The sequence below is a fragment of the Paenisporosarcina sp. FSL H8-0542 genome (genome assembly GCF_038632915.1).
GTDB lineage: Bacteria > Bacillota > Bacilli > Bacillales_A > Planococcaceae > Paenisporosarcina.
On sequence record NZ_CP152050.1, the window covers coordinates 545,001 to 571,996 of the forward strand.

The 26,996-nt window shown below is 39.4% G+C and carries 26 protein-coding genes, 1 tRNA gene, 2 rRNA genes and 1 pseudogene (1 of these 30 only partly in view); 20 read left to right on the forward strand and 10 right to left on the reverse strand.

Features of this window, described 5'->3' with window-relative positions; translation table 11 throughout:
- A 23S ribosomal RNA gene (locus MHH33_RS02950) occupies nucleotides 1–2,035 on the forward strand (it extends 897 nt beyond the left edge of the window).
- A gap of 64 nt (nucleotides 2,036–2,099) precedes the next feature.
- A 5S ribosomal RNA gene (gene rrf, locus MHH33_RS02955) occupies nucleotides 2,100–2,215 on the forward strand.
- Between the two features lie 472 nt (nucleotides 2,216–2,687).
- On the opposite strand, the gene MHH33_RS02960 is transcribed toward rrf, so the two are convergent.
- Nucleotides 2,688–4,145: an S-layer homology domain-containing protein gene (locus MHH33_RS02960; RefSeq protein WP_342542899.1), complete on the reverse strand. Its 1,458-nt coding sequence runs from the start codon at nucleotides 4,143–4,145 to the stop codon at nucleotides 2,688–2,690.
- A 215-nt stretch (nucleotides 4,146–4,360) separates the two neighbouring features.
- On the opposite strand from MHH33_RS02960, the gene MHH33_RS02965 reads away from it, so the two are divergent.
- The 5 genes from MHH33_RS02965 to tsaD all read left to right on the forward strand — a co-directional run bounded on the left by MHH33_RS02965 (nucleotide 4,361) and on the right by tsaD (nucleotide 7,220).
- Nucleotides 4,361–4,436 (forward strand) — tRNA-Asp (locus MHH33_RS02965).
- A gap of 160 nt (nucleotides 4,437–4,596) precedes the next feature.
- On the forward strand, nucleotides 4,597–5,049 hold the full coding sequence (gene tsaE, locus MHH33_RS02970; RefSeq protein ID WP_016429484.1) for a tRNA (adenosine(37)-N6)-threonylcarbamoyltransferase complex ATPase subunit type 1 TsaE: 453 nt from the start codon (nucleotides 4,597–4,599) through the stop codon (nucleotides 5,047–5,049).
- Nucleotides 5,046–5,756: a tRNA (adenosine(37)-N6)-threonylcarbamoyltransferase complex dimerization subunit type 1 TsaB gene (gene tsaB / locus MHH33_RS02975; protein ID WP_016429483.1), complete on the forward strand. Its 711-nt coding sequence runs from the start codon at nucleotides 5,046–5,048 to the stop codon at nucleotides 5,754–5,756. The genes tsaE and tsaB overlap by 4 nt, the downstream gene beginning before the upstream one ends.
- Complete coding sequence (gene rimI / locus MHH33_RS02980; protein WP_016429482.1) at nucleotides 5,749–6,204, forward strand: ribosomal protein S18-alanine N-acetyltransferase; 456 nt, start codon at nucleotides 5,749–5,751, stop codon at nucleotides 6,202–6,204. Before tsaB ends, rimI begins: the two co-directional genes overlap by 8 nt.
- Nucleotides 6,201–7,220, forward strand: a complete 1,020-nt coding sequence (tsaD, locus tag MHH33_RS02985; RefSeq protein ID WP_016429481.1) for a tRNA (adenosine(37)-N6)-threonylcarbamoyltransferase complex transferase subunit TsaD — start codon at nucleotides 6,201–6,203, stop codon at nucleotides 7,218–7,220. The genes rimI and tsaD overlap by 4 nt, the downstream gene beginning before the upstream one ends.
- 336 nt (nucleotides 7,221–7,556) lie before the next feature.
- On the opposite strand, the gene MHH33_RS02990 is transcribed toward tsaD, so the two are convergent.
- Nucleotides 7,557–9,488 carry an ABC-F family ATP-binding cassette domain-containing protein gene (locus MHH33_RS02990; RefSeq protein WP_342542900.1) on the reverse strand — a complete coding sequence of 644 codons (1,932 nt, stop codon included), beginning with the start codon at nucleotides 9,486–9,488 and terminating at the stop codon, nucleotides 7,557–7,559.
- 124 nt (nucleotides 9,489–9,612) lie between these two features.
- Here MHH33_RS02990 and MHH33_RS02995 point away from each other — a divergent pair, with 124 nt between their 5' ends.
- From MHH33_RS02995 to tatC, 3 genes are all read left to right on the forward strand, one after another.
- The gene (locus tag MHH33_RS02995) at nucleotides 9,613–10,269 is read left to right on the forward strand and encodes a redox-sensing transcriptional repressor Rex (RefSeq protein ID WP_342542901.1); all 657 of its coding nucleotides are present in this window, start codon (nucleotides 9,613–9,615) and stop codon (nucleotides 10,267–10,269) included.
- A 63-nt stretch (nucleotides 10,270–10,332) separates the two neighbouring features.
- Nucleotides 10,333–10,527, forward strand: a complete 195-nt coding sequence (gene tatA / locus MHH33_RS03000) for a twin-arginine translocase TatA/TatE family subunit (protein WP_016429478.1) — start codon at nucleotides 10,333–10,335, stop codon at nucleotides 10,525–10,527.
- A gap of 21 nt (nucleotides 10,528–10,548) precedes the next feature.
- A complete protein-coding gene (gene tatC / locus MHH33_RS03005) occupies nucleotides 10,549–11,328 on the forward strand; it encodes a twin-arginine translocase subunit TatC (protein ID WP_036660160.1) in 780 nt (259 codons plus the stop codon).
- 32 nt (nucleotides 11,329–11,360) lie between these two features.
- Here tatC and MHH33_RS03010 read toward each other — a convergent pair whose 3' ends face one another.
- Nucleotides 11,361–12,092, reverse strand: coding sequence for a type II CAAX endopeptidase family protein (locus MHH33_RS03010; RefSeq protein ID WP_016429476.1), 732 nt, complete (start codon nucleotides 12,090–12,092; stop codon nucleotides 11,361–11,363).
- Between the two features lie 195 nt (nucleotides 12,093–12,287).
- Between MHH33_RS03010 and groES the strand changes: the two genes are divergently transcribed.
- The 6 genes and pseudogenes from groES to MHH33_RS03040 all read left to right on the forward strand — a co-directional run bounded on the left by groES (nucleotide 12,288) and on the right by MHH33_RS03040 (nucleotide 16,797).
- Nucleotides 12,288–12,572 (forward strand): co-chaperone GroES, encoded by a 285-nt coding sequence (gene groES, locus MHH33_RS03015; RefSeq protein WP_016429475.1) that lies wholly within the window; start codon nucleotides 12,288–12,290, stop codon nucleotides 12,570–12,572.
- A 31-nt stretch (nucleotides 12,573–12,603) separates the two neighbouring features.
- Complete coding sequence (gene groL, locus MHH33_RS03020; protein ID WP_016429474.1) at nucleotides 12,604–14,232, forward strand: chaperonin GroEL; 1,629 nt, start codon at nucleotides 12,604–12,606, stop codon at nucleotides 14,230–14,232.
- Nucleotides 14,233–14,578: 346 nt separating this feature from the next.
- A pseudogene (locus tag MHH33_RS03025) lies at nucleotides 14,579–15,088 on the forward strand (DUF3189 family protein).
- A gap of 651 nt (nucleotides 15,089–15,739) precedes the next feature.
- Nucleotides 15,740–16,219: a DUF2975 domain-containing protein gene (locus MHH33_RS03030; protein ID WP_342542902.1), complete on the forward strand. Its 480-nt coding sequence runs from the start codon at nucleotides 15,740–15,742 to the stop codon at nucleotides 16,217–16,219.
- A 10-nt stretch (nucleotides 16,220–16,229) separates the two neighbouring features.
- The gene (locus tag MHH33_RS03035; RefSeq protein WP_016429471.1) at nucleotides 16,230–16,451 is read left to right on the forward strand and encodes a helix-turn-helix transcriptional regulator; all 222 of its coding nucleotides are present in this window, start codon (nucleotides 16,230–16,232) and stop codon (nucleotides 16,449–16,451) included.
- Between the two features lie 169 nt (nucleotides 16,452–16,620).
- Entirely contained in the window at nucleotides 16,621–16,797 is a 177-nt protein-coding gene (locus MHH33_RS03040) for a hypothetical protein (protein ID WP_016429470.1), read from the forward strand.
- 163 nt (nucleotides 16,798–16,960) lie between these two features.
- On the opposite strand, the gene MHH33_RS03045 is transcribed toward MHH33_RS03040, so the two are convergent.
- From MHH33_RS03045 to MHH33_RS03060, 4 genes are all read right to left on the reverse strand, one after another.
- A complete protein-coding gene (locus tag MHH33_RS03045) occupies nucleotides 16,961–17,131 on the reverse strand; it encodes a hypothetical protein (protein WP_016429469.1) in 171 nt (56 codons plus the stop codon).
- Between the two features lie 502 nt (nucleotides 17,132–17,633).
- Entirely contained in the window at nucleotides 17,634–18,161 is a 528-nt protein-coding gene (locus tag MHH33_RS03050) for a permease (RefSeq protein WP_016429468.1), read from the reverse strand.
- On the reverse strand, nucleotides 18,158–18,640 hold the full coding sequence (locus tag MHH33_RS03055; RefSeq protein WP_016429467.1) for a hypothetical protein: 483 nt from the start codon (nucleotides 18,638–18,640) through the stop codon (nucleotides 18,158–18,160). The genes MHH33_RS03050 and MHH33_RS03055 overlap by 4 nt, the downstream gene beginning before the upstream one ends.
- Complete coding sequence (locus tag MHH33_RS03060; protein WP_016429466.1) at nucleotides 18,633–18,974, reverse strand: helix-turn-helix transcriptional regulator; 342 nt, start codon at nucleotides 18,972–18,974, stop codon at nucleotides 18,633–18,635. Before MHH33_RS03060 ends, MHH33_RS03055 begins: the two co-directional genes overlap by 8 nt.
- 423 nt (nucleotides 18,975–19,397) lie before the next feature.
- Between MHH33_RS03060 and MHH33_RS03065 the strand changes: the two genes are divergently transcribed.
- From MHH33_RS03065 to MHH33_RS03080, 4 genes are all read left to right on the forward strand, one after another.
- The gene (locus MHH33_RS03065) at nucleotides 19,398–20,768 is read left to right on the forward strand and encodes a DL-endopeptidase inhibitor IseA family protein (protein ID WP_342542903.1); all 1,371 of its coding nucleotides are present in this window, start codon (nucleotides 19,398–19,400) and stop codon (nucleotides 20,766–20,768) included.
- Between the two features lie 151 nt (nucleotides 20,769–20,919).
- Nucleotides 20,920–21,297 carry a hypothetical protein gene (locus MHH33_RS03070; RefSeq protein ID WP_342542904.1) on the forward strand — a complete coding sequence of 126 codons (378 nt, stop codon included), beginning with the start codon at nucleotides 20,920–20,922 and terminating at the stop codon, nucleotides 21,295–21,297.
- A gap of 199 nt (nucleotides 21,298–21,496) precedes the next feature.
- Nucleotides 21,497–22,165 carry a VanW family protein gene (locus tag MHH33_RS03075; RefSeq protein WP_342542905.1) on the forward strand — a complete coding sequence of 223 codons (669 nt, stop codon included), beginning with the start codon at nucleotides 21,497–21,499 and terminating at the stop codon, nucleotides 22,163–22,165.
- 152 nt (nucleotides 22,166–22,317) lie between these two features.
- Entirely contained in the window at nucleotides 22,318–22,524 is a 207-nt protein-coding gene (locus MHH33_RS03080; RefSeq protein WP_342542906.1) for a hypothetical protein, read from the forward strand.
- A 135-nt stretch (nucleotides 22,525–22,659) separates the two neighbouring features.
- Here the strand turns inward: MHH33_RS03080 and gndA are convergent, their stop codons facing one another.
- Genes gndA through zwf form a run of 3 tightly spaced genes read right to left on the reverse strand, consistent with a single transcriptional unit; the run spans nucleotide 22,660 to nucleotide 26,918 of the window.
- A complete protein-coding gene (gndA, locus tag MHH33_RS03085) occupies nucleotides 22,660–24,075 on the reverse strand; it encodes an NADP-dependent phosphogluconate dehydrogenase (RefSeq protein WP_342542907.1) in 1,416 nt (471 codons plus the stop codon).
- Between the two features lie 18 nt (nucleotides 24,076–24,093).
- Nucleotides 24,094–25,437, reverse strand: a complete 1,344-nt coding sequence (locus MHH33_RS03090) for a glucose-6-phosphate isomerase (RefSeq protein WP_342542908.1) — start codon at nucleotides 25,435–25,437, stop codon at nucleotides 24,094–24,096.
- A gap of 35 nt (nucleotides 25,438–25,472) precedes the next feature.
- The gene (zwf, locus tag MHH33_RS03095; protein WP_342543720.1) at nucleotides 25,473–26,918 is read right to left on the reverse strand and encodes a glucose-6-phosphate dehydrogenase; all 1,446 of its coding nucleotides are present in this window, start codon (nucleotides 26,916–26,918) and stop codon (nucleotides 25,473–25,475) included.
- Between the last annotated feature and the right edge of the window lie 78 nt (nucleotides 26,919–26,996).

Here is a 26,996-nt window from a genome sequence, read left to right on the forward strand (position 1 = left end):
CCTGGAGGTAGAGCACTGTTTGGACTAGGGGCCCATCCCGGGTTACCGAATTCAGACAAACTCCGAATGCCAGAGATTTATAATTGGGAGTCAGACTGCGAGTGATAAGATCCGTAGTCAAGAGGGAAACAGCCCAGACCACCAGCTAAGGTCCCCAAGTAATTGTTAAGTGGAAAAGGATGTGGCGTTGCTTAGACAACCAGGATGTTGGCTTAGAAGCAGCCATCATTTAAAGAGTGCGTAATAGCTCACTGGTCGAGTGACGCTGCGCCGAAAATGTATCGGGGCTAAACAATTCACCGAAGCTGTGGATGGATTCCGTATGGAATCCGTGGTAGGAGAGCGTTCTAAGGGCGTTGAAGCTAGACCGGAAGGACTGGTGGAGCGCTTAGAAGTGAGAATGCCGGTATGAGTAGCGAAAGACGGGTGAGAATCCCGTCCACCGAATGACTAAGGTTTCCTGAGGAAGGCTCGTCCGCTCAGGGTTAGTCGGGACCTAAGCCGAGGCCGATAGGCGTAGGCGATGGACAACAGGTTGATATTCCTGTACCACCACTCCACCGTTTGAGTAATGGGGGGACGCAGAAGGATAGGGTAAGCGTACTGTTGGTTATGTACGTTCAAGCAGTAAGGCGTGGAATGAGGCAAATCCCGTTCCTATAACGTTGAGCTGTGATGACAAGGACCATTAGGTCTGAGTTCCTGATTTCACACTGCCAAGAAAAGCCTCTAACGAGGTGGAAGGTGCCCGTACCGCAAACCGACACAGGTAGTCGAGGAGAGAATCCTAAGGTGAGCGAGAGAACTCTCGTTAAGGAACTCGGCAAAATGACCCCGTAACTTCGGGAGAAGGGGTGCTCTATTAGGGTGTTAAAGCCCGAGAGAGCCGCAGTGAATAGGCCCAGGCGACTGTTTAGCAAAAACACAGGTCTCTGCAAAACCGTAAGGTGACGTATAGGGGCTGACGCCTGCCCGGTGCTGGAAGGTTAAGAGGAGTGCTTAGCGCAAGCGAAGGTGCGAATTGAAGCCCCAGTAAACGGCGGCCGTAACTATAACGGTCCTAAGGTAGCGAAATTCCTTGTCGGGTAAGTTCCGACCCGCACGAAAGGCGTAACGATCTGGGCACTGTCTCAACGAGAGACTCGGTGAAATTATAGTACCTGTGAAGATGCAGGTTACCCGCGACAGGACGGAAAGACCCCGTGGAGCTTTACTGTAGCCTGATATTGAATTTTGGTACAACTTGTACAGGATAGGTAGGAGCCTGAGATTCCGGAGCGCCAGCTTCGGAGGAGGCGTCGGTGGGATACTACCCTGGTTGTATTGAACTTCTAACCCTTGCCCCTTAGCGGGGCAGGAGACAGTGTCAGGCGGGCAGTTTGACTGGGGCGGTCGCCTCCTAAAGTGTAACGGAGGCGCCCAAAGGTTCCCTCAGAATGGTTGGAAATCATTCGTAGAGTGTAAAGGCAGAAGGGAGCTTGACTGCGAGACCTACAAGTCGAGCAGGGTCGAAAGACGGGCTTAGTGATCCGGTGGTTCCGCATGGAAGGGCCATCGCTCAACGGATAAAAGCTACCCCGGGGATAACAGGCTTATCTCCCCCAAGAGTCCACATCGACGGGGAGGTTTGGCACCTCGATGTCGGCTCATCGCATCCTGGGGCTGTAGTCGGTCCCAAGGGTTGGGCTGTTCGCCCATTAAAGCGGTACGCGAGCTGGGTTCAGAACGTCGTGAGACAGTTCGGTCCCTATCCGTCGTGGGCGTAGGAAATTTGAGAGGAGCTGTCCTTAGTACGAGAGGACCGGGATGGACACACCGCTGGTGTACCAGTTGTTCTGCCAAGAGCATCGCTGGGTAGCTATGTGTGGCCGGGATAAGTGCTGAAAGCATCTAAGCATGAAGCCCCCCTCAAGATGAGATTTCCCATTACGCAAGTAAGTAAGATCCCTCAAAGACGATGAGGTAGATAGGTTCGAGGTGGAAGCGCGGTGACGTGTGCAGCTGACGAATACTAATCGATCGAGGACTTAACCAAAATGAATTTGAATGGTTTTCAATGACCCGTTTATCCAGTTTTGAGTGAACAAACACTCAAATAGTCTAGTGATAATGGCAAAGAGGTCACACCCGTTCCCATACCGAACACGGAAGTTAAGCTCTTTAGCGCCGATGGTAGTTGGGGGTTTCCCCCTGTGAGAGTAGGACGTCGCTAGGCAAAATAAGAAACCGGTACCTTCCAAGGTATCGGTTTTTTTGTGATCTTTTTTAATGTTTGAACAGGAGCGCAGCGAAAACAAGACCATTAAGAGTTTTATGGCCAGCCATGACCCTAACCCTAACCCCTAAATGGGAGCCATTCCACTGACGTTGCATGGCTCTTTTCTGTTGGAGAGGGATTCTTTAGAGCAAGTCGATAAAAAGACGTCGATGGGTTCAGCAAGTAAACTTGCGAGTGAGACGGCTTTGAGCGATAAAGCGGTTCATATGAGCGATTAGTACCGTTATCTAAGCGATAAATATAGGAAAGCAACTTTCAAGAATAAAAACTTGTATCAAAGACCAACATAACTCTTCTTATGAGATTGTCAATCTATCATTTCGTTCACGATGACGTCTTTTTTCTCTCAGGAGAGGAAAATGAATATTACAAAAAAGCCTTGCAGATTGATCATCAGCAAGGCAAATAATTATTTAATGTATTTTGATGCAATATAGCCATAGTAAGTCTTGCCATTTTGCTCGACTTTGACTGGATACCAAGCAAAAGTATTGGTCGAATCCTTATTTTCGTCATAAACAAGACCTCCAAGGATGGTGATTTTGTCTTTAGACGTGATTTTCGTTATTTCTCTAGAGGAAGTTCCAGGAGATGGACGTAGTCGGCCATCATTAATGTACCGCACAGTATCTCCAGCTTCAAACATTTCTTTTGATAAAGTTTTGTCAGCTACAGAAACCTCATAATGCATTTTTTTGAATACGATATTCGCTGTTGAATTTTTATCGTATTGGAAATCAAGTGATGTCATGTTCATGGGAACAAGATTGATATTGGATAAATCATAAGCTTCACTCAATAAACGGTAAACACCTTCTTGATAAGCTGTAGTGTTTGTTAGACCGCTATCTTGGTAGAGTGGGCTGTTTTTAGGTTTAATCCCATTGTACGCCATTACTGCAAAGTACCAGTTTTGCAATTCTTCTCGCTTCATATCACCAATTGACGGCAAGTTTGTATTTTTGAAATTCTTATTCAACATATCTACTCCAGCAAATATGTTATAAGCAAGATCAGATTTTAATAGATCTACATCGTATCCAGCGGTTGTAGTGATTTGCATCAACCCAATCCCGCCATCAGCAGTAATGATTGGATTACCATTCGAATCGAATTGTTTCCATTGTCCACTTTCTTTTGTAGCTACTGACTTAACAATTTCCGGTGGAATACCTGCTTTGAGCGCTTCTCGCGTCAATAAACAGTTAACTGTCTGTCTGTCCTGTTTTTTGCTCTTTGGTTCATACCCGCAAGTATTGATAGATAGTCTGAACCTATCGCTCAAAGCACGTGCAAGCAATCCGGAAAATTCACTTCTTATAATTGAGCTATCAGGAAGAAATTTTCCATTAGAGTATCCTTTTGTGACACCGAAAGAATAAATCTTGCGGACTGATGAATAAGAAGATTTATCGATTGGCACATCAGAGAATGAAATCGCTTCTTCTTCAGTCAATTTAAAAGCTCTAGCAATAAAAATAGCCATTTGACCTCGTGTTACAGGTTCGTCCGGATGAAATTTCCCATCCGTATATCCTTTAATAATATTAAGTTTTAATGATGAATCAATTGCACCTGAAGCAACATTTTTTTTCGTTACATCTGGAAAATCAGTATCACGTGGAGTCGTATCCAAATCCAATGCTCTAGCAATCATCAAGGCAGCTGCTGCACGTGTAACCGTATCTTTAGGTCCAAAATTGCCATCTTTATAACCACTGATGATTTCCTCATTAAATAAATACATCATCTCTTCAAAAAATGGGTCACCAGGTTTCACATCCGTAAACCCTTCAGCATTCGCTTGTCCAACATTTCCTGTTAATATCAGAACAAACGAAAATAGTAAAATATAAATCTTCTTCACTCATATCCTCTCCTCTTATCAATAGAATAACAAAATTGGAATATAATTGGTACTCCTGTTCCTAATTGTTACTGATTTCATGCTCTTTGTTGCGTTTTCATTCTTTCGAACTCACGTATAAGTAAGCACGAAAAAAAACTTTAAAAGTTTTTTCGAAAAACTATTGTAATATTTTCATACATTGGTATAATAAATCTTGTCGTTAAATATTGTGTGGTCCCGTGGTGTAGCGGTTAACATGCCTGCCTGTCACGCAGGAGATCGCGGGTTCGATTCCCGTCGGGACCGCCATTTATATTAAATTAACAATCCGCAAAGAAAGGAAACTTTCTATGTGGATTTTTTTGTATAATTAAAAAGCCCATCGCTTTACGCTGCTCTTGTTCAAATAAAGTGAAGTATTGCGGAGGATTCGGTACACTAGAGAAAACATCAGTGAGGTATTAAATATATGACTTATATAAAACGAGTCACATCCCTTGAAGAAACGGAACAATTTGGCCAACGATTAGGGTCTCTTGTTCAAGCACAAGATGTGATTACACTAGAAGGCGATCTTGGCGCAGGCAAGACGACTTTTACAAAGAGCTTCGCAAAAGGATTAGGCGTAGAGCGTAATGTGAACAGCCCAACCTTTACGATATTAAAGCAATATGAAGGCCGCTTGCCTTTCAATCATTTGGATGTTTATCGTCTAGCTGATAGTGAAGAAGACTTAGGTTGGGATGAACTGTTTTACGGAGATGCCGTAACGGTGATTGAGTGGGCAAAGTTGATTGAATATGATTTGCCGAAAGAGCGTTTGCAAATCGAAGTTTTCTACGAAGATGAATTTGCTCGACGTTTTGAAATTACGCCTATAGGTGAACGCTATGAGCAATTATGTAAGGAGTTATTTGCATGATATGGTTAGGGATTGATACATCGAATGTGCCATTGACGATAGCGGTAGTCAAAGACAATCAGTTATTGGTTGAATGGACAAGCTCGATAAAAGTAACGCATTCTGTAGGGGCTATGCCTGCTGTAGAAGAAGCATTAAGACAAGCGGATATTAAACCGAATGAACTGGATGCTATTGCCGTAGCAGAAGGCCCAGGATCCTACACAGGAGTTCGCATCGGGGTCACAATAGCAAAAACATTGGCTTGGACGTTGAAAATTCCGGTTGTTGGGGTTTCAAGTCTTCAAACGCTTGCTGGCAACGGTTCACTTTTCAATGGGATCATTTGTCCAATTATGGATGCCAGAAGACAAAATGTGTTTTCAGCCATTTATACGAATGAGTTGGAATCTATTCTGCCAGATGGTCATTATGCGTTGGAAGCAGTGTTGGAAGAGTTGGCGACGACAGAAGAAGATATTTTGTTTGTAGGGAAAGATGTAGCGATTCACTGGGAAGCCATTCAACAAGTTTTAGGTGAACGTGCTATTCGTGCACCATTTCATCAGGACTTGCCAAAAGGTTCTGTGGTAATTGAGCAAGCAATGATGAAACCATTGACTTCAATAGAAGAAACGCATCATTTCGTACCGGATTATAAGCGGATTACAGAAGCTGAAACAAACTGGCGTGCTGAACAGCAAAAGGCTGGTCAAACGAATGAGTGAATCAGTCAGCTATAGAAAAATGACCTTTGACGATATTGACGGGGTCTTGAGAATTGAACATGAAGCCTTCAGTCAACCCTGGACACGCGATGCGTTCGTTCAGGAGATGACAACAAACTTGCATGCGTATTATTTAATCGCTGAAGATGAAGATCAACAAATTGTAGGTTTCTGTGGGATGTGGCTCGTAATGGACGAAAGCCATATCACAAACGTCGCAGTGACCGAGCATGTGAAAGGCCAAGGAATCGGGGAAGGACTTATGCGTGAAGCGATTCGAGTGGCAAAAGAGCATGGTGTAGTGCTGATGACGTTGGAAGTACGTGTTAGTAATACGATCGCTCAAAATCTGTACCGTAAATTAGATTTTCAAAATGGTGGAATCCGAAAAGGTTATTATTCAGATAACCATGAGGATGCACTGGTGATGTGGGTGGAATTCAAATGACGAAAGATCAAATTATATTAGGTATTGAAACAAGCTGTGATGAGACGGCTGCATCAATTGTGCGTAATGGAAGAGAAATCGTATCCAACGTCGTTTCATCTCAAATCGAAAGCCATAAACGCTTCGGGGGAGTAGTCCCAGAAATCGCTTCTCGACACCATGTAGAGCAAGTGACAATCGTGATTGAAGAAGCTTTGAAGCAAGCGAATATGCAGCCAAGTGATTTGGATGCTGTAGCTGTTACCGAAGGACCAGGACTTGTCGGTGCATTGCTAATCGGTATCAATGCCGCAAAAGCATTCGCATTCGCAAATCAATTGCCTCTAGTTGGGGTTCATCATATAGCAGGGCATATTTATGCCAATCAGTTAGTGGAGCCTATGCAATTTCCTTTATTGGCCCTGGTCGTATCAGGCGGGCATACGGAAATAGTATTAATGAAAGAACATGGTTCGTTTGAGCTGATTGGAGAAACGCGTGATGACGCGGCAGGGGAAGCGTATGACAAAGTAGCCAGAGTGTTGAAGCTTCCTTATCCAGGTGGTCCGCATATTGACAGGTTAGCGCATGAAAGCGAAGAAGCTATCGCATTTCCACGTATTTGGTTGGAAGAAGGATCGTATGATTTCAGCTTCAGCGGCTTGAAGTCATCGGTCATCAATTATATGCACAATGCTGAACAGCGTGGTGAAGAGATTAAACCACAAGCAGTTGCTGCAGGTTTCCAAAACAGTGTGGTTGAAGTGCTCACAGCGAAGACAATGCGTGCAGCCAAGCAATTTAACGTTAAGCAAGTAATTGCAGCTGGTGGAGTTTCTGCGAACAAAGGATTGCGAAAATCGCTGGAAGACACTTTTGCAAAAGAAGGAATTCCGTTTACAGTTCCACCTTTGTTTTTATGTACCGATAATGCGGCAATGATTGCTGCTGCTGGCTCCGTTATGTTCGAAAAAGGGATTACAAGTACACTGGCAATGAACGGCAGACCAGGTATGACATTATTCGACTGGAATTAAGAAGAATCGATTCTCTAATAAAAGAGAATCGATTCTTTTTTAGCAAAAATGAATTGTGATGTCAATAGAGAACATCTGTACTTATGCACATTTTGTGGACAACTTGTGTATAAGTGACTGGAATTCAATATATAGTGGTACGATTTACATTGAAGTATGTGTATAAAAACTTTTTCCCCTGTGGATAGTGTGCATAAGTCTGTTGATAGATTGATATATCAACCTTTTGCATGTGAATAAATTTGTGGAAAGAAAAATGTCGAAATTTGTACTTGACCCATATATATGGGTCTTTAATAGTAAGAAAATACCGCATGTTTTGACTTGCGGTAACAGTTAATATGATTCTAACTCTTCTTCTAATTCAACCCATTCTGTCATGAATGTTTCTTGTTCTTCTTTATAAGCATCCAGCTCTGTTTGAAGGGTCATTAATTGCGTATGATCTTGGAAAATGGCTGGGTCACATAATTTTTCTTCCACAGCATTAATTTGTTCCTCAATTGTTTGTAATTGAGTTTCAAGGTCTTCCAAGCGTCTTGTGATTTGTCGTTCCCGTTTCTTTGCCTCTTTATCGATGGTAGAAGTGGATTGCTTCGCCGTTGCAGCTTCTATTGCTTTAGGACCTGCTTGCTCAGCTCGAATTTCTTCTAACTCTTTTTTCTTTTCGACATAGTAATCGTAATCACCTAAATATTCAAAGGCACCATCACTTGATAACTCAATCACTTTCGTGGCAATCCGGTTAATAAAGTAGCGGTCATGTGATACGAATAGGATCGTACCGGGATAGTCGATTAAGGCATTCTCCAGTACTTCTTTGCTATCAAGATCCAAATGGTTAGTTGGCTCATCGAGAATCAAGGTGTTGGCTTTCAACATCATCAGTTTCGCCAAAGCAACACGCGCTTTTTCCCCGCCTGATAATGAAGAAATCGATTTAGTCACATCATCACCACTGAACAGGAATCGTCCTAACACATTCCGGACATCTTTCTCATTCATTAATGGCCATTCGTCCCACAATTCTCTCAGTACGGAGCGAGTTCCCGTCAATTTTGCCTGTTCCTGGTCATAGTAACCGAATTGAACATTGGTCCCGTAATGTATGGATCCAACTATCGGTGGGATATCCTTAACCACCGTTTTCAGTAAAGTGGATTTCCCGACACCGTTCGGTCCGACCAGGGCGATGCGGTCTTCACGGAATACACGGAGATTGACGTCCTGAGAGACAGGTTTCCCAGAATAACCGACTGTTACATCCTGCACTTTCAAGACGTCATTGCCACTTTGACGGTCAATAGAAAATCCGAAATTCGCAGATTTTTCATCCCCGTCCGGCGAATCCATCCAATCCGTTTTCTCCAATACTTTGCGACGCGACTGTGCCATCTTAGTCGTGGAAGCCCGTGCAAGGTTACGTTGAACAAAATCTTCAAGTTTAGCTTTTTCCTCTTGTTGCTTATCAAATGTTTTCATATCACGTTCGTACGTCTTGGCCTTTTCATCCAAGTAAGCACTATAATTACCTACAAAACGTTTCACTTTGTGACGAGAAACTTCATATACAAAGTTCACGACTTGATCAAGGAAGTAACGGTCATGCGAAACGATAAGTATCGCACCAGGATATCCTTGAAGATAACGCTCCAGCCAGCTGAGCGTATCGATGTCCAGATGATTCGTCGGCTCATCAAGAATCAGTAAATCTGGCTTCGTTAATAATAATTTAGCCAATGCCAGTCGAGTTTTTTGACCACCCGATAGCGATTGAATTGGTTTTGTGTATTCTTCAGGGAAGAATTGCATTCCGTGGAGGACGGAGCGGGTATCCGCTTCATACTGATAGCCACCGGAGTCTTTGAATGCCACTTGTTTATTGTCATAGTCAGACATGATACGCGCATAAGACTCAGCGTTTTCATATACTTCGGGATTCGCCATTTGCTGTTCCAGGGAACGCAATTCTCTTTCAGCAGCCCGGTGATGCTCAAAAATGGTCATCATTTCGTCCCAAATAGATAAGTCGGAGTCAATGCCTGCATGCTGTTCCATATAACCGACTTTTGTGCCTTTAGGAATGATGATTTCTCCAGAGTCATACGACATTTCACCTGCAATAATTTTCAGGAGTGTCGACTTTCCGGCACCGTTTCGTCCGACTAAAGCCACACGGTCACGATGGTTGATTTCAAGTTTGACACCGCTTAATATTTCATCGACGACAAACGATTTATATAATTGATTCACTTGTAAGACAATCATGAATTCCACCTCAGTTCTCACTTAGTTTAATGGATGCCAGGAACTCATGCAACGACTGAACTTTACTTCTCTCATCTACTCATGTAAGATGAAAGCGATTTCGCTTGAATGCAGGAGGAACGGCATGAAACAAGAACCGCTTAAAATTCCACAAGCTACAACTAAAAGATTACCTCTCTATTACCGATTCATCCAAAACTTCTCGAACGCAGGGAAGAAAAGGGTATCTTCACAGGAACTGAGTGAAGCGATGAAAATAGATTCAGCAACTATTCGCCGGGACTTTTCACATTTTGGTGCGTTAGGCAAAAAAGGCTACGGCTATGATGTGCCAAATCTGTTGGCATTTTTCCGTCAAACACTCGATCAGGATGAAGAAACGAATGTCGCATTAATAGGTGTAGGTAGTTTAGGGACGGCATTTCTGAAATACAACTTCCATAAAAATCATAACACCCGAATCGTATTGGCATTTGATACAAGTGCAACGGAAGATGGGATGATGCTTAGTGACATCCCGATCTTCGAGCCTAGCAAGCTAGAAGAAAAAATACAGGAATACGGAATCGAACTCGTGATTTTAACCGTACCTTCACGAGCAGCGCAGGAAGTAACGGACCGATTAACGAAAACATCCGTAAAAGGGATTTTGAACTTCACACCGATTCGTCTGACTGTCCCTGATACGATACGTGTTCATACAATTGATTTGTCCGTAGAGCTGCAAACACTGATTTACTTCATTAAACAGGATGAAGAAACGTTCACACATAATTCATAGAAGCAATTAGCAAACTAAGCAAAAATGCGTTAAAATAAATATAGACACGAGGAGGTGCCTATCATGCCTACAGGTCCATTGAGTATTTTATTGATTGTGGTAGTGGCTTTACTTGTATTTGGTCCGAAAAAGCTTCCTGAACTGGGACGAGCATTCGGCAGTTCGCTTCGCGAATTCAAAAATGCAACAAGAGGTCTAGTCGATGACGACGAAGATGACGATCATAAAAAGAAGAAAAAGATAGAAGAAGATAAGTAAGTACGTTAGGGTGTTTTTCTGATGGAAGAAAGAGACATGACTACAGTTGAGCATATTATTGAATTAAGAAAACGACTGATGATAATCGTCGTTTTCTTTGTTATAGCAGTGATCATCAGCTATTTTCTGGCTGGCCCACTGATAGAATTTTTGCAGGTAAGTGAAGAAGCACGCAACATAACATTGAATGCATTTAAAATTACGGATCCATTTAAAATATTAATTTCCGTAATGATGGTTTTGGCAATAGTCATGACATCCCCACTCATTTTATATCAAATTTGGGCATTCATTTCTCCAGGACTCTATCAAAAAGAGCGAACGGCAACTCTTAGCTACATTCCGTTTATCTTTTTGTTATTTATAGCAGGGGTTTCATTTTCCTACTATGTCGTATTCCCATTTGTCATCCATTTCATGGCTGACTTATCAGCTGATCTGAACATTGTGCAGACAATCGGGATCAATGAATACTTCGAATTCCTGTTTCAATTGACCATTCCATTCGGTTTTGTTTTCCAAATGCCGGTTATCTTGCTGTTCCTGACCCGATTAGGGATTTTGACACCGATGATGCTGACCAAGTATCGCAAGTATATTTACCTTGTGCTTGTGGTGGTTGCGGATATTTTAACGCCACCAGATATTATGTCGCACGTTTTGGTTACACTTCCGCTCATCTTGCTGTTTGAATTCAGCATTGTCATAGCCAAAATAGGCTATCGCAAATATATAAAGGCAGAAGCTCTTCAAAAAATCGAAGAAGCGAAACGCCAAAATGAAAGCCTTCCACCTCTATAATGGTGGAAGGCTTTTTGCTTTTAGTGCTTTTATTATTGTGAATTGGATAGTGATTCTAAATACTTTTGATAGCGTTCAATGTTCTCCATATTTAATTGAATCAATACAACAAACCCATTCAACAGCATATGGGAGATGATCGAAGTCAAAATTCGTCTAGTTTTATAGTATAAAAATGCGAATATAAATCCTGACACGGCATAGAGTAAAAGGTGTGTGAAATCAAAATGGATAATCGCAAATACGATGGCACTCACTGCACCTGCAATGAAGAAATTTGTTTTTTGGACAAGGTTACCGAAAATGACCCGTCTGAAAATCAGTTCTTCAAGAATAGGGGCAAACAAGGCAATCGCAAAAATCGCCATTGGCACTGCTTCGGCAATTTGTATTAGTGAAGCGGTATTTTCGGATCCCTGCTCGATGCCAAAGGATTGTTCAATAAGCGATGCAATGGCTTGTCCGAAGAGAACCATAAAGAAACCGGCAATTCCCCAAAGAATCGAAGCGGGGACAGAACTCTTTTTACCCTTTAAGTGATTTAAAAAAGCACCATCTTTACGGATGATTAGTAAAACAATAAGTGTGGCCACTGCCATGCTCAGGAACACCCACCAGCCACTTGCTAATAACTTGGCTTGCTCGATTTCCATGCCTTCCTGACCTTTCAAATAGCTGAAAATGAGGGGAGCAAATAAGGCGCCAGACAGTTGCATTACGATGTAAGTCAATATGAGATAAAACGCTGTTTTGTTATTTTTCACAGATAGTTTCCTTTCATCAAAAGAAGTTCTCTTCCTATTGTATTGTTTTTCGTGAGTCCTCGCAAAGAATACAAAAAATCTGTATGTTCCCACTTGCAAAAATGTGAGTGATTCATTATGATAGGAATTGTGTTAGCACTCAAGAAGAGAGAGTGCTAATAAAATAATTACTACCATTCAAGGAGGTTGTTTCACTTGTTAAAACCATTAGGCGATCGTATTGTAATCGAATTAATCGAAGCTGAGGAAAAAACTGCATTCGGTATCGTACTTCCAGACTCTGCTAAAGAGAAGCCGCAGGAAGGCAAAGTAGTTGCTGTAGGAACTGGTCGTGTACTGGATAACGGCACACGTGTTGAGTTGGATGTAAAAGAAGGCGACAAAATCATCTTCTCTAAATACGCAGGTACTGAAGTGAAATTTGAAGGTAATGAATTCTTGATTTTACGTGAAAATGATATTTTAGCAATTGTAGGCTAATACTTAAACATATTTTAGGAGGGTTTACAAAATGGCAAAAGAAATTAAATTCAGTGAAGACGCACGCAGTTTGATGCTTCGTGGTGTAGATAAATTGGCGGATGCTGTAAAAGTAACGCTTGGACCAAAAGGACGTAACGTCGTTCTTGAGAAAAAATTCGGTTCACCACTTATTACTAACGATGGTGTAACGATTGCAAAAGAGATCGAACTTGAAGATCCATTTGAAAACATGGGCGCTAAGCTTGTAGCTGAGGTAGCTTCTAAAACAAATGAAATCGCGGGTGACGGTACAACTACGGCAACAGTTCTTGCACAAGCGATGATTCGCGAAGGCTTGAAAAACGTAACAGCTGGCGCTAACCCAGTCGGTATCCGTAAAGGTATCGAAAAAGCGGTTGCTGCTGCAGTTACTGAGTTAAAAGAAATCTCTAAAGAAATCGAAGGCAAAGAATCGATTGCTCAAGTAGCATCTATTTCTGCTGCTGACGAAGAAGTTGGTCAATTGATTGCGGAAGCAATGGAACGCGTTGGAAACGATGGCGTTATCACAATTGAAGAATCTAAAGGATTCACAACAGAGCTTGATGTAGTGGAAGGTATGCAGTTTGATCGCGGTTACGCATCTCCATACATGGTTACGGATTCAGAGAAAATGGAAGCTATTTTAGAAAATCCATATATCTTGATCACTGACAAAAAAATTACAAGCATTCAAGAGATTCTTCCAGTATTAGAACAAGTGGTTCAACAAGGTAAACCATTGATCTTGATTGCTGAAGACGTTGAAGGCGAAGCTTTAGCTACATTAGTAGTGAACAAATTACGTGGCACATTCAATGCAGTTGCTGTAAAAGCACCTGGATTCGGCGACCGTCGTAAAGCTATGTTGGAAGACATCGCGGTTCTTACAGGTGGCGAAGTAATCACTGAGGAACTTGGTTTAGACTTGAAGTCTGCTAACATCACTCAATTAGGTCGCGCAGCGAAAGTTGTGGTAACGAAAGAAAACACAACAATCGTTGAAGGTGCTGGCCAACCAGAAAAAATTTCGGGTCGCGTAAGCCAAATCCGTTCACAATTAGAAGATACTACTTCTGAATTCGATAAAGAAAAATTACAAGAACGTTTAGCAAAACTTTCAGGTGGTGTTGCCGTGATTAAAGTCGGTGCAGCAACTGAAACAGAACTAAAAGAGCGTAAACTTCGCATTGAAGATGCACTGAACTCTACACGTGCGGCTGTTGAAGAAGGTATCGTTTCTGGTGGTGGTACTGCACTAGTTAACGTCTACAACAAAGTTGTGGAAGTAACTTCAGATGCAACAGGTGACGTTGCAACTGGTGTGAAAATTGTTCTTCGTGCTCTTGAAGAGCCAGTTCGTCAAATCGCAAACAACGCAGGTCTTGAAGGTTCAATCATTGTGGATCGTTTGAAACGTGAAGAAATCGGTATTGGTTTCAACGCAGCAAACGGCGAATGGGTGAACATGATGGAAGCGGGTATCGTGGATCCAACTAAAGTTACTCGTTCTGCACTTCAAAACGCAGCATCTGTAGCAGCCATGTTCCTAACTACTGAAGCTGTAGTAGCGGAAATCCCAGACAAAAATGCAGGCGGCGGTATGCCTGACATGGGCGGAATGGGCGGCATGATGTAATATAGTCTCGAAAATGTTGATATATCAATGCTTTTAAGACTTGAAAGTTTTTGGTGCCGGAATGGTGCCGTGATTTTAATTTGTAGTTGATTTTGAGAGGCTTTTCATGAGTTCACTGAACTTTTGAGAAGCCTCTTTTTTTTCTATCCTTAGTTATGTGTAGAAATTAAAAGGAACTTCTACCCGGACGTTCCTTTTATTTCGCTCTCAGAATATTAAACGCAGCATAAGCTAGCGTTGCTTTTTATGTAAATTTATTAATTGTTAATCAATAGAATTGAGTTTAGATTTAGATTTAGATTTAATGCCCATAATAATCTAAGAAAACAATTCAAAGGATGATATTGTGATTTATATATAAAATGACTATGGTGGAACTCATACTACAGCTCTGGCAGCTGCATATCATTTAAAAGAAATTATCCAATCAGAACGAGAACTGACAAAAGAAGAAATATTAAGTGTAAACTATTTCAATAAGTTAACTAAAAAGGATTTTGGAAACATCATTTTCCATGGGATAGATGAAAATGGAGACTCAGTGTATACAATAGGTCGAAAATCTTCTAAACTCGTTGTTCCAGCAATGAAAAATTTAATTTCATTGATTCAAAGTAAACATCAATTTCATGAACAAATAATCTTCTCCAATACATCACCCACTGTACCATTAGCGATGTCGATTGGGGGTTTTTTTTCTAGAGGATTAAAAATTGATTTTATTGGTGTGCCATTATTAGTTATTGGTGCAAAACAATGTTGTGATAATATTTTTCGGCTGGTAGAAAATACAAAACAAATAGCCCAAAACAATAAGGATCAAGTGATTATTTTAGAAAATAACGAATATAAGTAATACTTTTTAATTTTATTTATTTCTGTTATAAAAAAATTCTTTAGCATGTAAGAGATTGTTTGTTTACAGTTGGAACATTATGCGCAACATCGTTAACACTAGTTGAGGTGTATTTTTTAAGCTCATTATTAAAAGGAATCTAATACCTCAAGGTTGAATTTATACTTAAGTAATTAAATCGAGATGTTTATATTGAGTGATGAAAGCTTTATGGCATAAGTTAAAAATGGTTATTACAGCTACAAGCGTAACTTTTATATTAGGCTTAAATATAGATAAGTATGTAAACTATATTGCTCTGTTCTTAAGTTCTATTCTTACAGTATTGACTACAAAGGATCAGTTTCAACAATTCACCACTAGACATCTTAAGTTAGGTAGAAGAGCAGCGGATATTGTAATGTAATTTTGCTAACATAGTATATATGATTAGAGGCTTCACATAAATTGTTCAAGTTTATGTGATGCCTCTTTTTTATTTCTTTAGCTCGAATACTGATGTCATTCAAAGGGGAATGCTTTTTCATTGTCTGAAATTAAAGGAATATTTATATAACAGCAAGAATAGAATTGGAAAGGATAATAATTTATTGTGAAACGATAAATATCCTGTTAAAATCAAATTGAAGATAAATAGGAGAGGTGCTTTATATGAAACGAGAAACACTCTTTTTAAAGGTAGTTATTTTTCTTATGGGAATTCCGATTCTTGCTTTATGTATATTTGTGTTGCCTGAGTTCGCTGACCTTTACACAGAATTCGAAAATGGGCTGGCTTATTTGCAATATCCTGTTTTAATCTGTATGTATGCAACGGCGATTCCGTTTTTCTTCGCTCTGTATCAGGCTTTAAGACTTTTAAGCTATATTGACAAGAACGAAGCTTTCTCGGAATTATCTGTAAAGGCTTTAAAGAATATAAAATACTGTGCAATCACAATCAGTATCTTATATGTGGCAGTATTGCCAGCCATATTTCTCGTAGCAGATTCAGACGATGCCCCTGGACTCGTAGTAATCGGAATGGTCATTATTTTTGCTTCAATTGTGATTGCAGTCTTTGCTGCTGTTCTTCAAAAGATATTAATAAATGCCATAAATATAAAATCAGAAAATGATTTAACGGTCTGAGGTGAGTAAAATGGCGATTATAATCAATATTGATGTGATGTTGGCTAAAAGAAAAATGAGCGTAACAGAACTTTCGGAGAGGGTTGGAATCACAATGGCTAACCTTTCTATATTGAAAAATGGAAAGGCAAAAGCAATTCGATTATCAACTTTAGAAGCTATTTGTAAGGCTTTGGACTGTCAGCCTGGGGATATTTTAGAATACAAAAGTGACATAGACACACTAGGATAATAAGATTAGAAAACAATTTAATCAACTAACGAGATGCGTTGATCCAAGAAGGATTAACGCTTTTTTGTTGAACTTATTCAACTAACGGGGCAGTTTACTTCAATAAGCAAGAATGAACTTTATAGTGAACGGTAACGTCATTTTATTAAGTTAAACGAGGGGGGAGATTATGGGCTTTTGGTATTTCTTAATATTATTTGTAGGATTATTTTTAGTAGTTAAGGGGCTACTTGGGAATAAAAAATTTAGCTTGGTATTTGTAGGACTATTATTTATTTCATTCTCATTATTTATGTTTTCTCCAGGAAGTGCTGAAATTATTTCGGAATTATTCAATTTGAACTAAAGTGTACAATAGATTTTAGACTGACCACTTATAGGTATTTTTACTAACGGATGTAACGGATGCTTTACTTCAAGAAGAAGTAAAGCATTTTTCTTATTGAACTAACGGGGAAGGTTAGTTGAAGAAGCGGAGTATGGTTGAACTGCGAACTAATTAAATACTGTTATAAGTCAAATAAAATAAATGCTACCGCCAAACCATACGCCATTGTGTGAATAGATGCCCAAAGAGCATCGTGATGAACCCCTTTAACTTGGTTTTTTGAAGGTTTGGCAATCCGAATTGTATCTATATAAGAAACAATCAATAACGAAACAACTAAGAATTTCAACAAATTCAACCCCCCCTTTCTTATTCGCATTTTATGTCAATAATCCGATTCTTGTTCAGCACAACTCTTACACCAAACGCCTTCTTCCGAATCTAAATAATATCCCGTACTTTCCCGTTGCACATTACACAATTGTCTTTATGACTTTCATTACGATGTCTCCTCCTAATTCTTCTGTATATGTCAACACTTCAATAAGTCTTGTTCAACTAACGGATGCTTTAGTTGAATAAGAAAAAAGAAAAAAGCTAACGTCTGAGAAAAGACATTAGCTTTCAGTATTTACAGGTATGCTCCGCATGTACCGTTTTAACGCAAATAACCCACCATTCCTATAATGCCAAAAACCCTTGATATATAAGGGTTTTTGGCGTTTTTTGTTTAGGTGTTAAGGTTATAGAAAGAAGGATTAACGTATTTTTTGTTGAACTTATTGAACTAAAGGGGCTCCTGTGTGTAGCAAAAGAATCTGGAATTGAGGGATTAAAGACTTATTGATCTAAATCTAAACTTCTTTAGTTATATCATACTTTAACAATTGTCGATGGTCATAAAATTTCTCGAAAATAATACCCATTAAATAGAAAAATAATAAACCAAAACATATGTGAATGAGTGTAAATTTAACTCCAAATGAAGCAAATTCATATATAATAACTGGTAATTTTGCGGTTGTCCAAACTCCTAAAAAAAATACAATGTACCGTATGCCTGCCCCTTTTTTTAATAAAAGTGCCGCAATTGGAAAAGCTACGTAGAGGGGACCAGCTGCAATTACTCCTAATAATAGGGAGAACAAAATGCCATAGATGCCGGATTTTTCTCCCATATATCTAATTAGTGTTTCTTTCTCCACCCATTTGTCAAGCAAGCCTACGAATATTAAGACAGGAGGGAGTAGAATCAGCATATCTAAAATGCTTTTTCCTGTTAATTGAAATGCATTCCATCCCACGGATTGGTTTATAAAAGTAAGGATAATTAGCCCAAATAATAAAATCAAAAAGAAACGATATCTTTTTAATATATTCATACCATCACCAGCCAAATAATATATGAAAATATTAGAGACATTAACAATGCAGATGCGTTGCGAGAATAGGCAAAGCTACGTCCGAATATCTTTTGCTCCATAGGTAAAGTTGTGATTCCTACGGACATTAATGTAGACATTAATACAGCTACTTGAGGGAGTCCTGCACCATTTTGGACTAACGTATGTCCAAGAGGAAATACAACAAAGCTAGGAACTAGTGCAATAGATCCGAGTAATGTCGAATAAATAATACCTATCAATCCAGATTTTTCTCCAATGATTGAAGAAATTAAGGATGGAGTTAAAATAGATAGTGATAGGCCAACAAAAAGCATAATTGATAACATGTCAGGTATAATATTACGAAAGCTTTTCCATGACTTTAATAGAGCATCTTTTGTTTTATTTCGATCTTTTATAAAAGAAATACTGATAAGAATAATAGCTATACCGTAAAGGATAGCACCATTAATCATGATTAGACTCCCTCCATTTTTTGTATTTATTTAAGAAAAATGATAAATTCTTAATTTTTTCTTCGATATCTATTTGAAAATCTTCTAATTTTCTTTTTCCAACTGTAGTAATTTTGTACATTTTCATCGGCTTATCTTGATTAGATGTGTCCAAATAAGACTCAACAGCACCTTCTTTCTCTAATGTTTTTAATGTGCGATATAAGATGGCACTATCTATTGGATTGAGGGGAAGCTCTTCTTCACATTTCTGCAGAAGTCTCCCGCCATAGCTATCACCCTCTGTTAAAAACAGCAAAAGAAATGCACCTGTATGTCTCCCTGTATGTTTCATGAAATTATAACCTCCTAAAATAAATGTGAAATTTTTCCCAGCGAATATTACTGTTAATGACAGTATACTGTCATCAACAGTAATATGTTACCGAAAGTACGTTCTTTTTTAAAAAAAATTTAGAGGTCTTCCACGAGTTTTCTAACTTAATGGTGGCCTCTTTTTTCATGTCTTTCGTAACGTACAAATAGACAATTTTCGTTGCGTCTTCAGCTTTGTGACATGGCCATTTTCCATAAAAAGCTTTCGTTACCGTCGAGATCTGTTCCTATCTCAGTCATTATTTCCAGAGCTAGAACGTTTGAAATGAGATCGGAAAATTAGAAATATCAAAATTTTTTTTATTTAGTGAAACTGTATGCCAGCATTTTTCGTCTAAGAAAATGTTGGTAATAAAAACAAAAAATGGGGGTAAAATTAAAGATGAAAAAAGGGAAAACAATGTTATGTCTCGGATTAACAGCTGCATTGACCATCGTCCCATTGTTTCAAAATAATGTTGCATCAGCCACTGAATACTCAAAAATCATACAGCCAGTTCACAATAAGAAGATTGATTTCACAACAAACCAAGCAGTAAGTCTTGCAGTGGAATGGAGCAAAACTTCGGCGTATGTACAGCGTGGTGGGGATTATAAAAACGGCGAGTACAAAACATTCAAGCAAAATGGAAAGACGTACCGTTATCTGTCCTCTTCAATTGATACGAAAAAAGAGCTGCTCGCCCTGCTTGGGAAATCACTTGAACCAGCTGCAGCAGAACAATTCATCAAAAACCAAGGGATTATTTCATACAATGGAAAACTTGCGCAAGTCGAGGCTGATGGTGGTTCTTTGCTTAACTGGACAAAAGCCAAAGCTCAACTAATCAAATCCGAAAGCAAGTCAAAAGTATTTCGTTTGACGGTTCCTGTTGGGGATTCAAAGACCACGCAAAGCTATATCGTGGAGTATAAATACACCAAAAAAATCGGATGGCGGATTAGCAAGGAACCTATACTTGATATCAACAATGTCATGAACGATGCACTAGCTTTGGACCTGGCAACGAAATATGGTAAAGCGGAAAGTTATATCCAAAAGGGCGGTGCTTACCGTGAAGGCGAATACAAAACATTCAGCCACGACGGTAAAACTTACCGTTATCTATCCAGCGACATAGACACGAAATATGAACTGATAGCTTACTTGAAACAATCCATGACGCCTGCCCTTGCAGAGCAATTCTTCAAAGAGCGTGGAATCATCGAATACAAAGGCAAACTCGCGCAATTGGAAGCGGACGGAGGTTCGATGGCTCAATGGGCAAAATCAAAAGTCGAATTCATAAAAACCGTGAAAGACACGAAGTTCTATCGCGTAACTGTGCCATTTGGCGAATCAGGTGATGTGCTTATGTACATCGTCGAATACCAGTTCGAAGACAAGGCGGGGTGGAGAGTAAGCAAAGCGCCATACTGTGATCTCGACATTCCTGGCAATGTGAATCCTGCTTTCATCTTCTTCAATTATCTGCTGGTTGATGCCAAAGTAGTAAAAGAACAATTCCTGGCCTCTTCCACATTCAATGTGGAAGAATTCAGAAAAGGCATCAAAAAAGTCGAATTCCAAAAAATGACTGAAGTAAACCGCAGCGACAACCAAGTGGAATTCCTGGTTAAATTCACTGCCCAACTTGCCCCAGGCTATAAAGGCCCACTTGTAAACGGTGAAAACTTGATGTATTTCTATATCCAGCCGACGGGTTCTATGCAATTCAAGATTGACCGCATCGGCACGGTCAGCTGGCAATAATTTTTAACCATGTTCCGGAACAGGCATCCCTCGCTACCTGTTCCGGATTATTTTTTTGTGGGGAGCGCAGAATCAACCCGGCGACGGTTAGTATAAAGAAAATTTTGTAACTTTGTTATAAAATTACTGTCTAATTAAAGGGGGGAGAATTATGAAAAAAATACTTATATTATTTGCCATAATTGGTTTTGCATTATTCGGTTGTTCTCAAGAATCAAAGAATGAAATAAGTGGAGTAGCGGCTGAAAGTAATTCTGGTGCAAACTCTGACATTAAGAAGAGACATTTAGAACTAAAAGGTGCAGAAGAAATAGGAATTTTTGAAAGAGCAGTAAACAATTCAAAAAAGGTACCTGGTATTGCTAATATGGCAAATCCAATGTATAGCTTTAGTTTTGATGAAGAGTTTTACTCACTTTGGATAACGGAAGAAGCAGGAACGATTATGAATAGAAAAGACACGACCACTATTTACACACTAACCAGTAGTTCAGCTGAAGAAGTCTATAGGTTTGTCAATAAGGAATGATTTCTTCAACTAACTGGTGCTTTCGTTGAATAACAGAGAATAGAATATTAAAAAATTCATCTTTAAGGACCAGAGGTGGGGGAACATGAGAATATCGGAAATACATCCTATATTTTATCGTCTCAGAATAAGCCAAAAGCGGCTTTTCCGATATGTTCGAAATATAAAGGATAAAAGGAGATTTGCTAAAAATTATGGAATGGATACTTATCCATTTACTTGTAAGAAACACCAATCACTCTTAAGAAGAAAATTAGGAAATAGTGATCCACAGCTCCAAGAAAATAAAATCACTAATCTAAAACTGGCAGCTAGTAAAATTGACGGCATCATAATAAATCCTGGAGAAGTTTTTTCTTTTTGGGAATTAGTCGGAAAAACAACTAAGAGAAAAGGATATATTGAGGGGATGCAACTTTCAATGGGTGAAGTTAAAACAGGTGTCGGAGGTGGAATTTGTCAACTAGCAAATCTTCTTTATTGGATGGTTCTTCATACCCCCTTAGAAGTAACAGAACGACACCATCATAGCTTTGACCCCTTTCCTGACGAGGGAAGAGTTCTTCCTTTTGGAAGTGGTGCAAGTGTGTTTTACAATTACATAGATTTAAGATTTAGAAATCCAACTAATCAATCTTTCCAAATTAGAATTTGGGTAACAAGTAATCATTTAAAAGGGACAATTTCTACTAATAAAGAATGGAGATTTTCTTATCATATTCAGGAGAGAAACCATAGATTTCTAAAAATTAGCGGCAAAAATTTTCGGGAAAATGAAATTTGGAGAAAAGTTGTTGATAAGAGAACAGGGAATCATATAGATGAATCCCTACTTATTAAAAACTTTTCAGAGGTGAAATATCTTTAATGATGCTCTATTATGTTAAACCATAAAAAATGGAAAAAGTGTTGAAATCACACGACTTAGAGGACGTCCACCTGGGCGTTTTCTTTGTTTACCTAAATAAAATCGATATCCTTACGTAGAATAATAGTAAAACGGGAGGGGGGGAGAAAAAGGTGAAGGTGATTCTTAAATTTAAGAATGGTGATCAAATTGCTCTCCCTGTTGCAATCACAGGATATTGGGATATAGTCGTTTGGGATGTAGTCATTCATTTAAAAGAAGTTAATGAAAAAGATTCACCATTCGAAGTTGTTTTGGGGAATGGAGAAATCTACGAAAGTAGTGGTAAAGAGCGGATTTCAGTTGAATTGACATTCTAATAAAATATTTTAAAACTCAGAATGTCTTTACGGGCATTTTTTTGTTTTCGCATAAAACGTACAATCGACATGAAAAAGCATCAGCTGCCGAAACGATTCTGAGTTGTTTCGGCAACAGATGCTTTTTGTTTATCATTATTTAGCTGACCATTCAGTATGGAATACGCCATCTTTGTCTGTACGTTGGTAGGTATGTGCACCAAAGTAATCGCGCTGTGCTTGGATAAGATTGGCTGGCAATGTCTCAGTACGATAGCTATCATAGTAAGCTAATGCACTTGAGAAAGCAGGCGTTGGAATGCCTTGTTGAATTGTTAAGCCTAGTACTTCGCGAAGGGAACTCTGATATTCTCCTACGATTTCTTGGAAGTACGGATCAACTAATAGGTTAGGCAAGTCGCTGTTCTTGTCAAAAGCTTCTTTAATCTTTTGTAAGAACTGTGCACGAATGATACAACCTCCGCGGAAAATCATAGCTACATCCCCATAAGGAATGTTCCAACCATACTCCTCGGATGCTGCACGCATTTGGGCAAATCCTTGTGCATATGAACAAATTTTGCTCATATACAAAGCTTTACGAATCGCTTCAATCAATTCTTTTGAATCCCCTGCATACTTTTTCGACTCAGGGCCTTTAAGAATTTTGCTTGCTGCAACGCGCTCTTCCTTAACAGAAGAAATAAATCGTGCAAATACGGACTCTGTAACGATTGGGAGAGAAACACCCAAATCCAGAGCATTTTGACTTGTCCATTTTCCTGTCCCTTTTTGGCCGGCAACATCTAAAATCTGATCAACGAGTGGATTTCCGCTTTCTTCATCGATCTTAGTGAAAATGTCCGCAGTGATTTCGATAAGATAGCTATCAAGCTCGCCTTTGTTCCACTCGGCAAATATTTCATGCAATTCCTGAGTTGAAAGACCAAGAGCATGTTTCATGATGAAATAAGCTTCAGAGATCAGTTGCATATCTCCATACTCAATTCCGTTATGAACCATCTTCACATAATGTCCTGCCCCATCAGGTCCCATGTAGGTACTGCAAGGAGTACCATCTACTTTAGCAGAAATGGCATTAAGAATTGGTTCAACCTGTTCATAAGCTTCTTTCGATCCGCCTGGCATAATAGAAGGGCCGTTACGAGCTCCTTCTTCTCCACCCGAAACTCCGGCACCAATGAAATGTAGACCTACTTCTTTTAAGTTAGCTGTACGTCTATTCGTATCTTCAAAGAATGAATTTCCGCCGTCCATAATAATATCGCCTTGTTGAAGGTGAGGGATAAGAGACTCAATGACCGTATCCGTTGTATCTCCAGCTTTAACCATCAATAATATTTTGCGTGGTGCTTCTAAAGAAGCGACGAAATCTTCTATGCTGTAAGTACCGTGAATATTTTTATCTTTCGCTTCTTTGTTGGATAATTCTTCTGTTCTATCTGTCCAGTAATCATAGACAGATACCGAAAAGCCTTTACTTTCCATATTGAGCGCAAGATTCAATCCCATCACGCCTAAACCAATAACACCGATTTGTTGTTTCATCATATCCTTACCTCATTCCTTTTAACCTAATATGGATAGGCGGTTCTCTAGTTCTTCTTTTTCTTTTTCGAAACCATCTTTGCCAAGTAACGCAAACATATTATTTTTGTAAGCTTCAACTCCTGGCTGGTCAAATGGATTTACACCGAGTAAAGTTCCACTTATTGCACAAGCTTTTTCGAAGAAATAGACCATTTCCCCAAAGGTGAATTCATTGAGTTCGTCTAGCTCTATTAACAAATTTGGAACACCTCCATCGATGTGAGCGAGGGTAGTTCCGAGTGCTGCCTTTTTGTTCACTTCATCCATTGTTTTTCCAGTTAAGAAATTCAGACCGTCCATATTGTCGACGTCCTCTTGAATGATACGTTCGATTGAAGAATTTTTAACCTGTAGAACTGTTTCTATGAAAAGACGACGCCCTTCTTGAACATACTGGCCCATCGAATGTAAATCCGTTGAGAAGTTAACTGAAGCTGGGAAGAGACCTTTTTCATCTTTCCCTTCACTTTCTCCGAAAAGCTGTTTCCACCATTCCGCTACAAAGTGCAGACGAGGCTCATAGCTTACAAACAATTCTATTGATTTTCCTTTATTATAGAAAATATTTCTTACTGCGGCATATTGGTAACTTTCATTTGTAGCAAGAACGGGATCATTATATTTGTGGTATGCAGCTTTTGCTCCATCCATCACTTGGTCAATATTAAGACCAGCTACTGCGATTGGCAGTAAACCAACAGGAGTCAGAACTGAGTAACGTCCCCCTATGTTGTCCGGAATAACAAATGTTTCGTAACCTTCTTCGACCGCAAGCTTCCGAAGAGCACCCTTGCTCTCATCGGTAGTCACATAAATTCGATTCTTTGCCTCTTCTTTCCCATACTTCTTCTCCATAAACGTGCGGAAAATACGGAATGCTAACGCAGGCTCTGTAGTTGTCCCTGATTTGGAAATAATATTAATAGAAATGTCTTTTCCCTCTAACACTTGTAGTAAATGTTCGATGTAGGTCGAGCTAATATTATGTCCAGCAAAATATATTTGTGTATTCTCTTTGACTTGATTATGAAACGTATGTGCTAAAGCCTCTATGGCTGCCTTAGACCCTAGATAAGAACCACCAATACCAATAACTATGAGCGCGTCTGACTGTTGTTGAATTCGTTTAGCAGCATGCTTCACTCTGGCAAATTCCTCTTTATTGTAGGTAAGTGGCCAGTTAACCCACCCTAAGTAGTCAGAACCTGGTCCTGTTTGTTGGTGAATTTGATTATGCGATTGTTTTACAAATTCACTTAGATTTTCAAGTTCACTGTTTTTCATGAACGATAAAACATTGGTGAAATCAAATGAAACTGTCATATTTCTTCACTCCTTTTGATTTTGACTGTTTTTTTCTACCACCACTTAATTTCATCGGACAGCAATAGTTGGTTTGCCTCATCTGGACCTGTTGAGCCTGCAGGATAAGAATATAAAGGCAACAGATCCTCCTGAAATGCTTCCAATAACGGTTGGATCCACTTCCATGATAATTCAACTTCTTTCCAATGGGAGAAGAAGGTTGCATTACCGAGCATTGCATCAAATAGAAGAAGTTCATATGCTTCCGGCTGACTTTCCGAATTAGTCGAGAAGTTAATCCATGCAGGTTCAAAACGATTACTAGAAGGATCTTTCATGTTCACCCGTAAAGAAATACTTTCGTTTGGACTAATCTCGAGGATTAATAAATTCGGAGTGATTCCTTGTAGCACATCTGAATCTTTCATCTTGTTCTTAAACTCAATGACAATCCGTGTAGACTTCTCATTCATTCTTTTCCCCGTGCGTATATAAAAAGGTATTCCACTCCAAGATGGATTATCAATATATAAGCGAGCCGCGAAATAAGTATCATTCTTTGAGGAACCATCAACACCAGGCTCTTCTTTATAGCCATAAACTGGAGTACCTTGAATCTCTCCAAATTCGTACTGACCGCGGACAACATCCTGGTATGCATTTTCTTTTAGGATTGGTCGAAGAGATTCAATAATTTCCATCTTTTTCACTCGAATTTCTTCTGCCGTTATTTTCTCTGGAAGGTAAATGGCTGTCATCATAACTAACTGAAGAAGATGGTTCTGAACCATATCACGAATGGCTCCTGCCCGATCGTAATAATCAGCCCGAGTTTCAACCCCAACAGTTTCACTTGCTGTAATTTGGACATTCGAAATTTGTTTACGATCTAGTAATGATTTCAGTGCTGGGTTGGCCAAAACTAAGGTTTCAAGATTTTGGACCATTGGTTTTCCTAAATAGTGATCAATTCTGTAGATTTCATCTTCACTGAAAGTCTTGCTCAAGTTATTATTTAATTGTCTGGCCGTCTCTAGATCACTTCCAAATGGTTTTTCCACTATGAGACGCTTCCATCCTTTGTTTTGGCATATTCCACTTGAATTAAGATTTGACGTAATAACATCAACCAGACTTGGGGCAACAGACAAATAGAATAGTCGGTTTTGTGGAATACCTAACTCATTTTCTCTGTTTTCGATGAGCTCGTGCAAATGTTGATAGGAATCTTTGTCTGTCGCATCAAATGAACAGTACCGAAATTTGGTTAAAAAATCTTGCAAACCAGATGGTTGTACAGCTCTTCTAGAATATGCTTGAAGCGCTTTTTTCACTTTGGACTGAAACTCTTCGTTTGAAAAATAGTTTCTGCCTAAAGCAACTATAGAAATGGTATCGGGTAATTTACCATCAAGGTGTAAATTATATAAAGCAGGAAATAATTTTCGTTGTGCTAAGTCTCCTGTTGCTCCAAATAAAACAAAGGTAATGTCTTGCATAAACCATTCTTCTTGGAAATCAAGTAAACGATCTTTCAGGTCAAATCCTTCTTCGAGATTATCGTTCCTCATATTCAA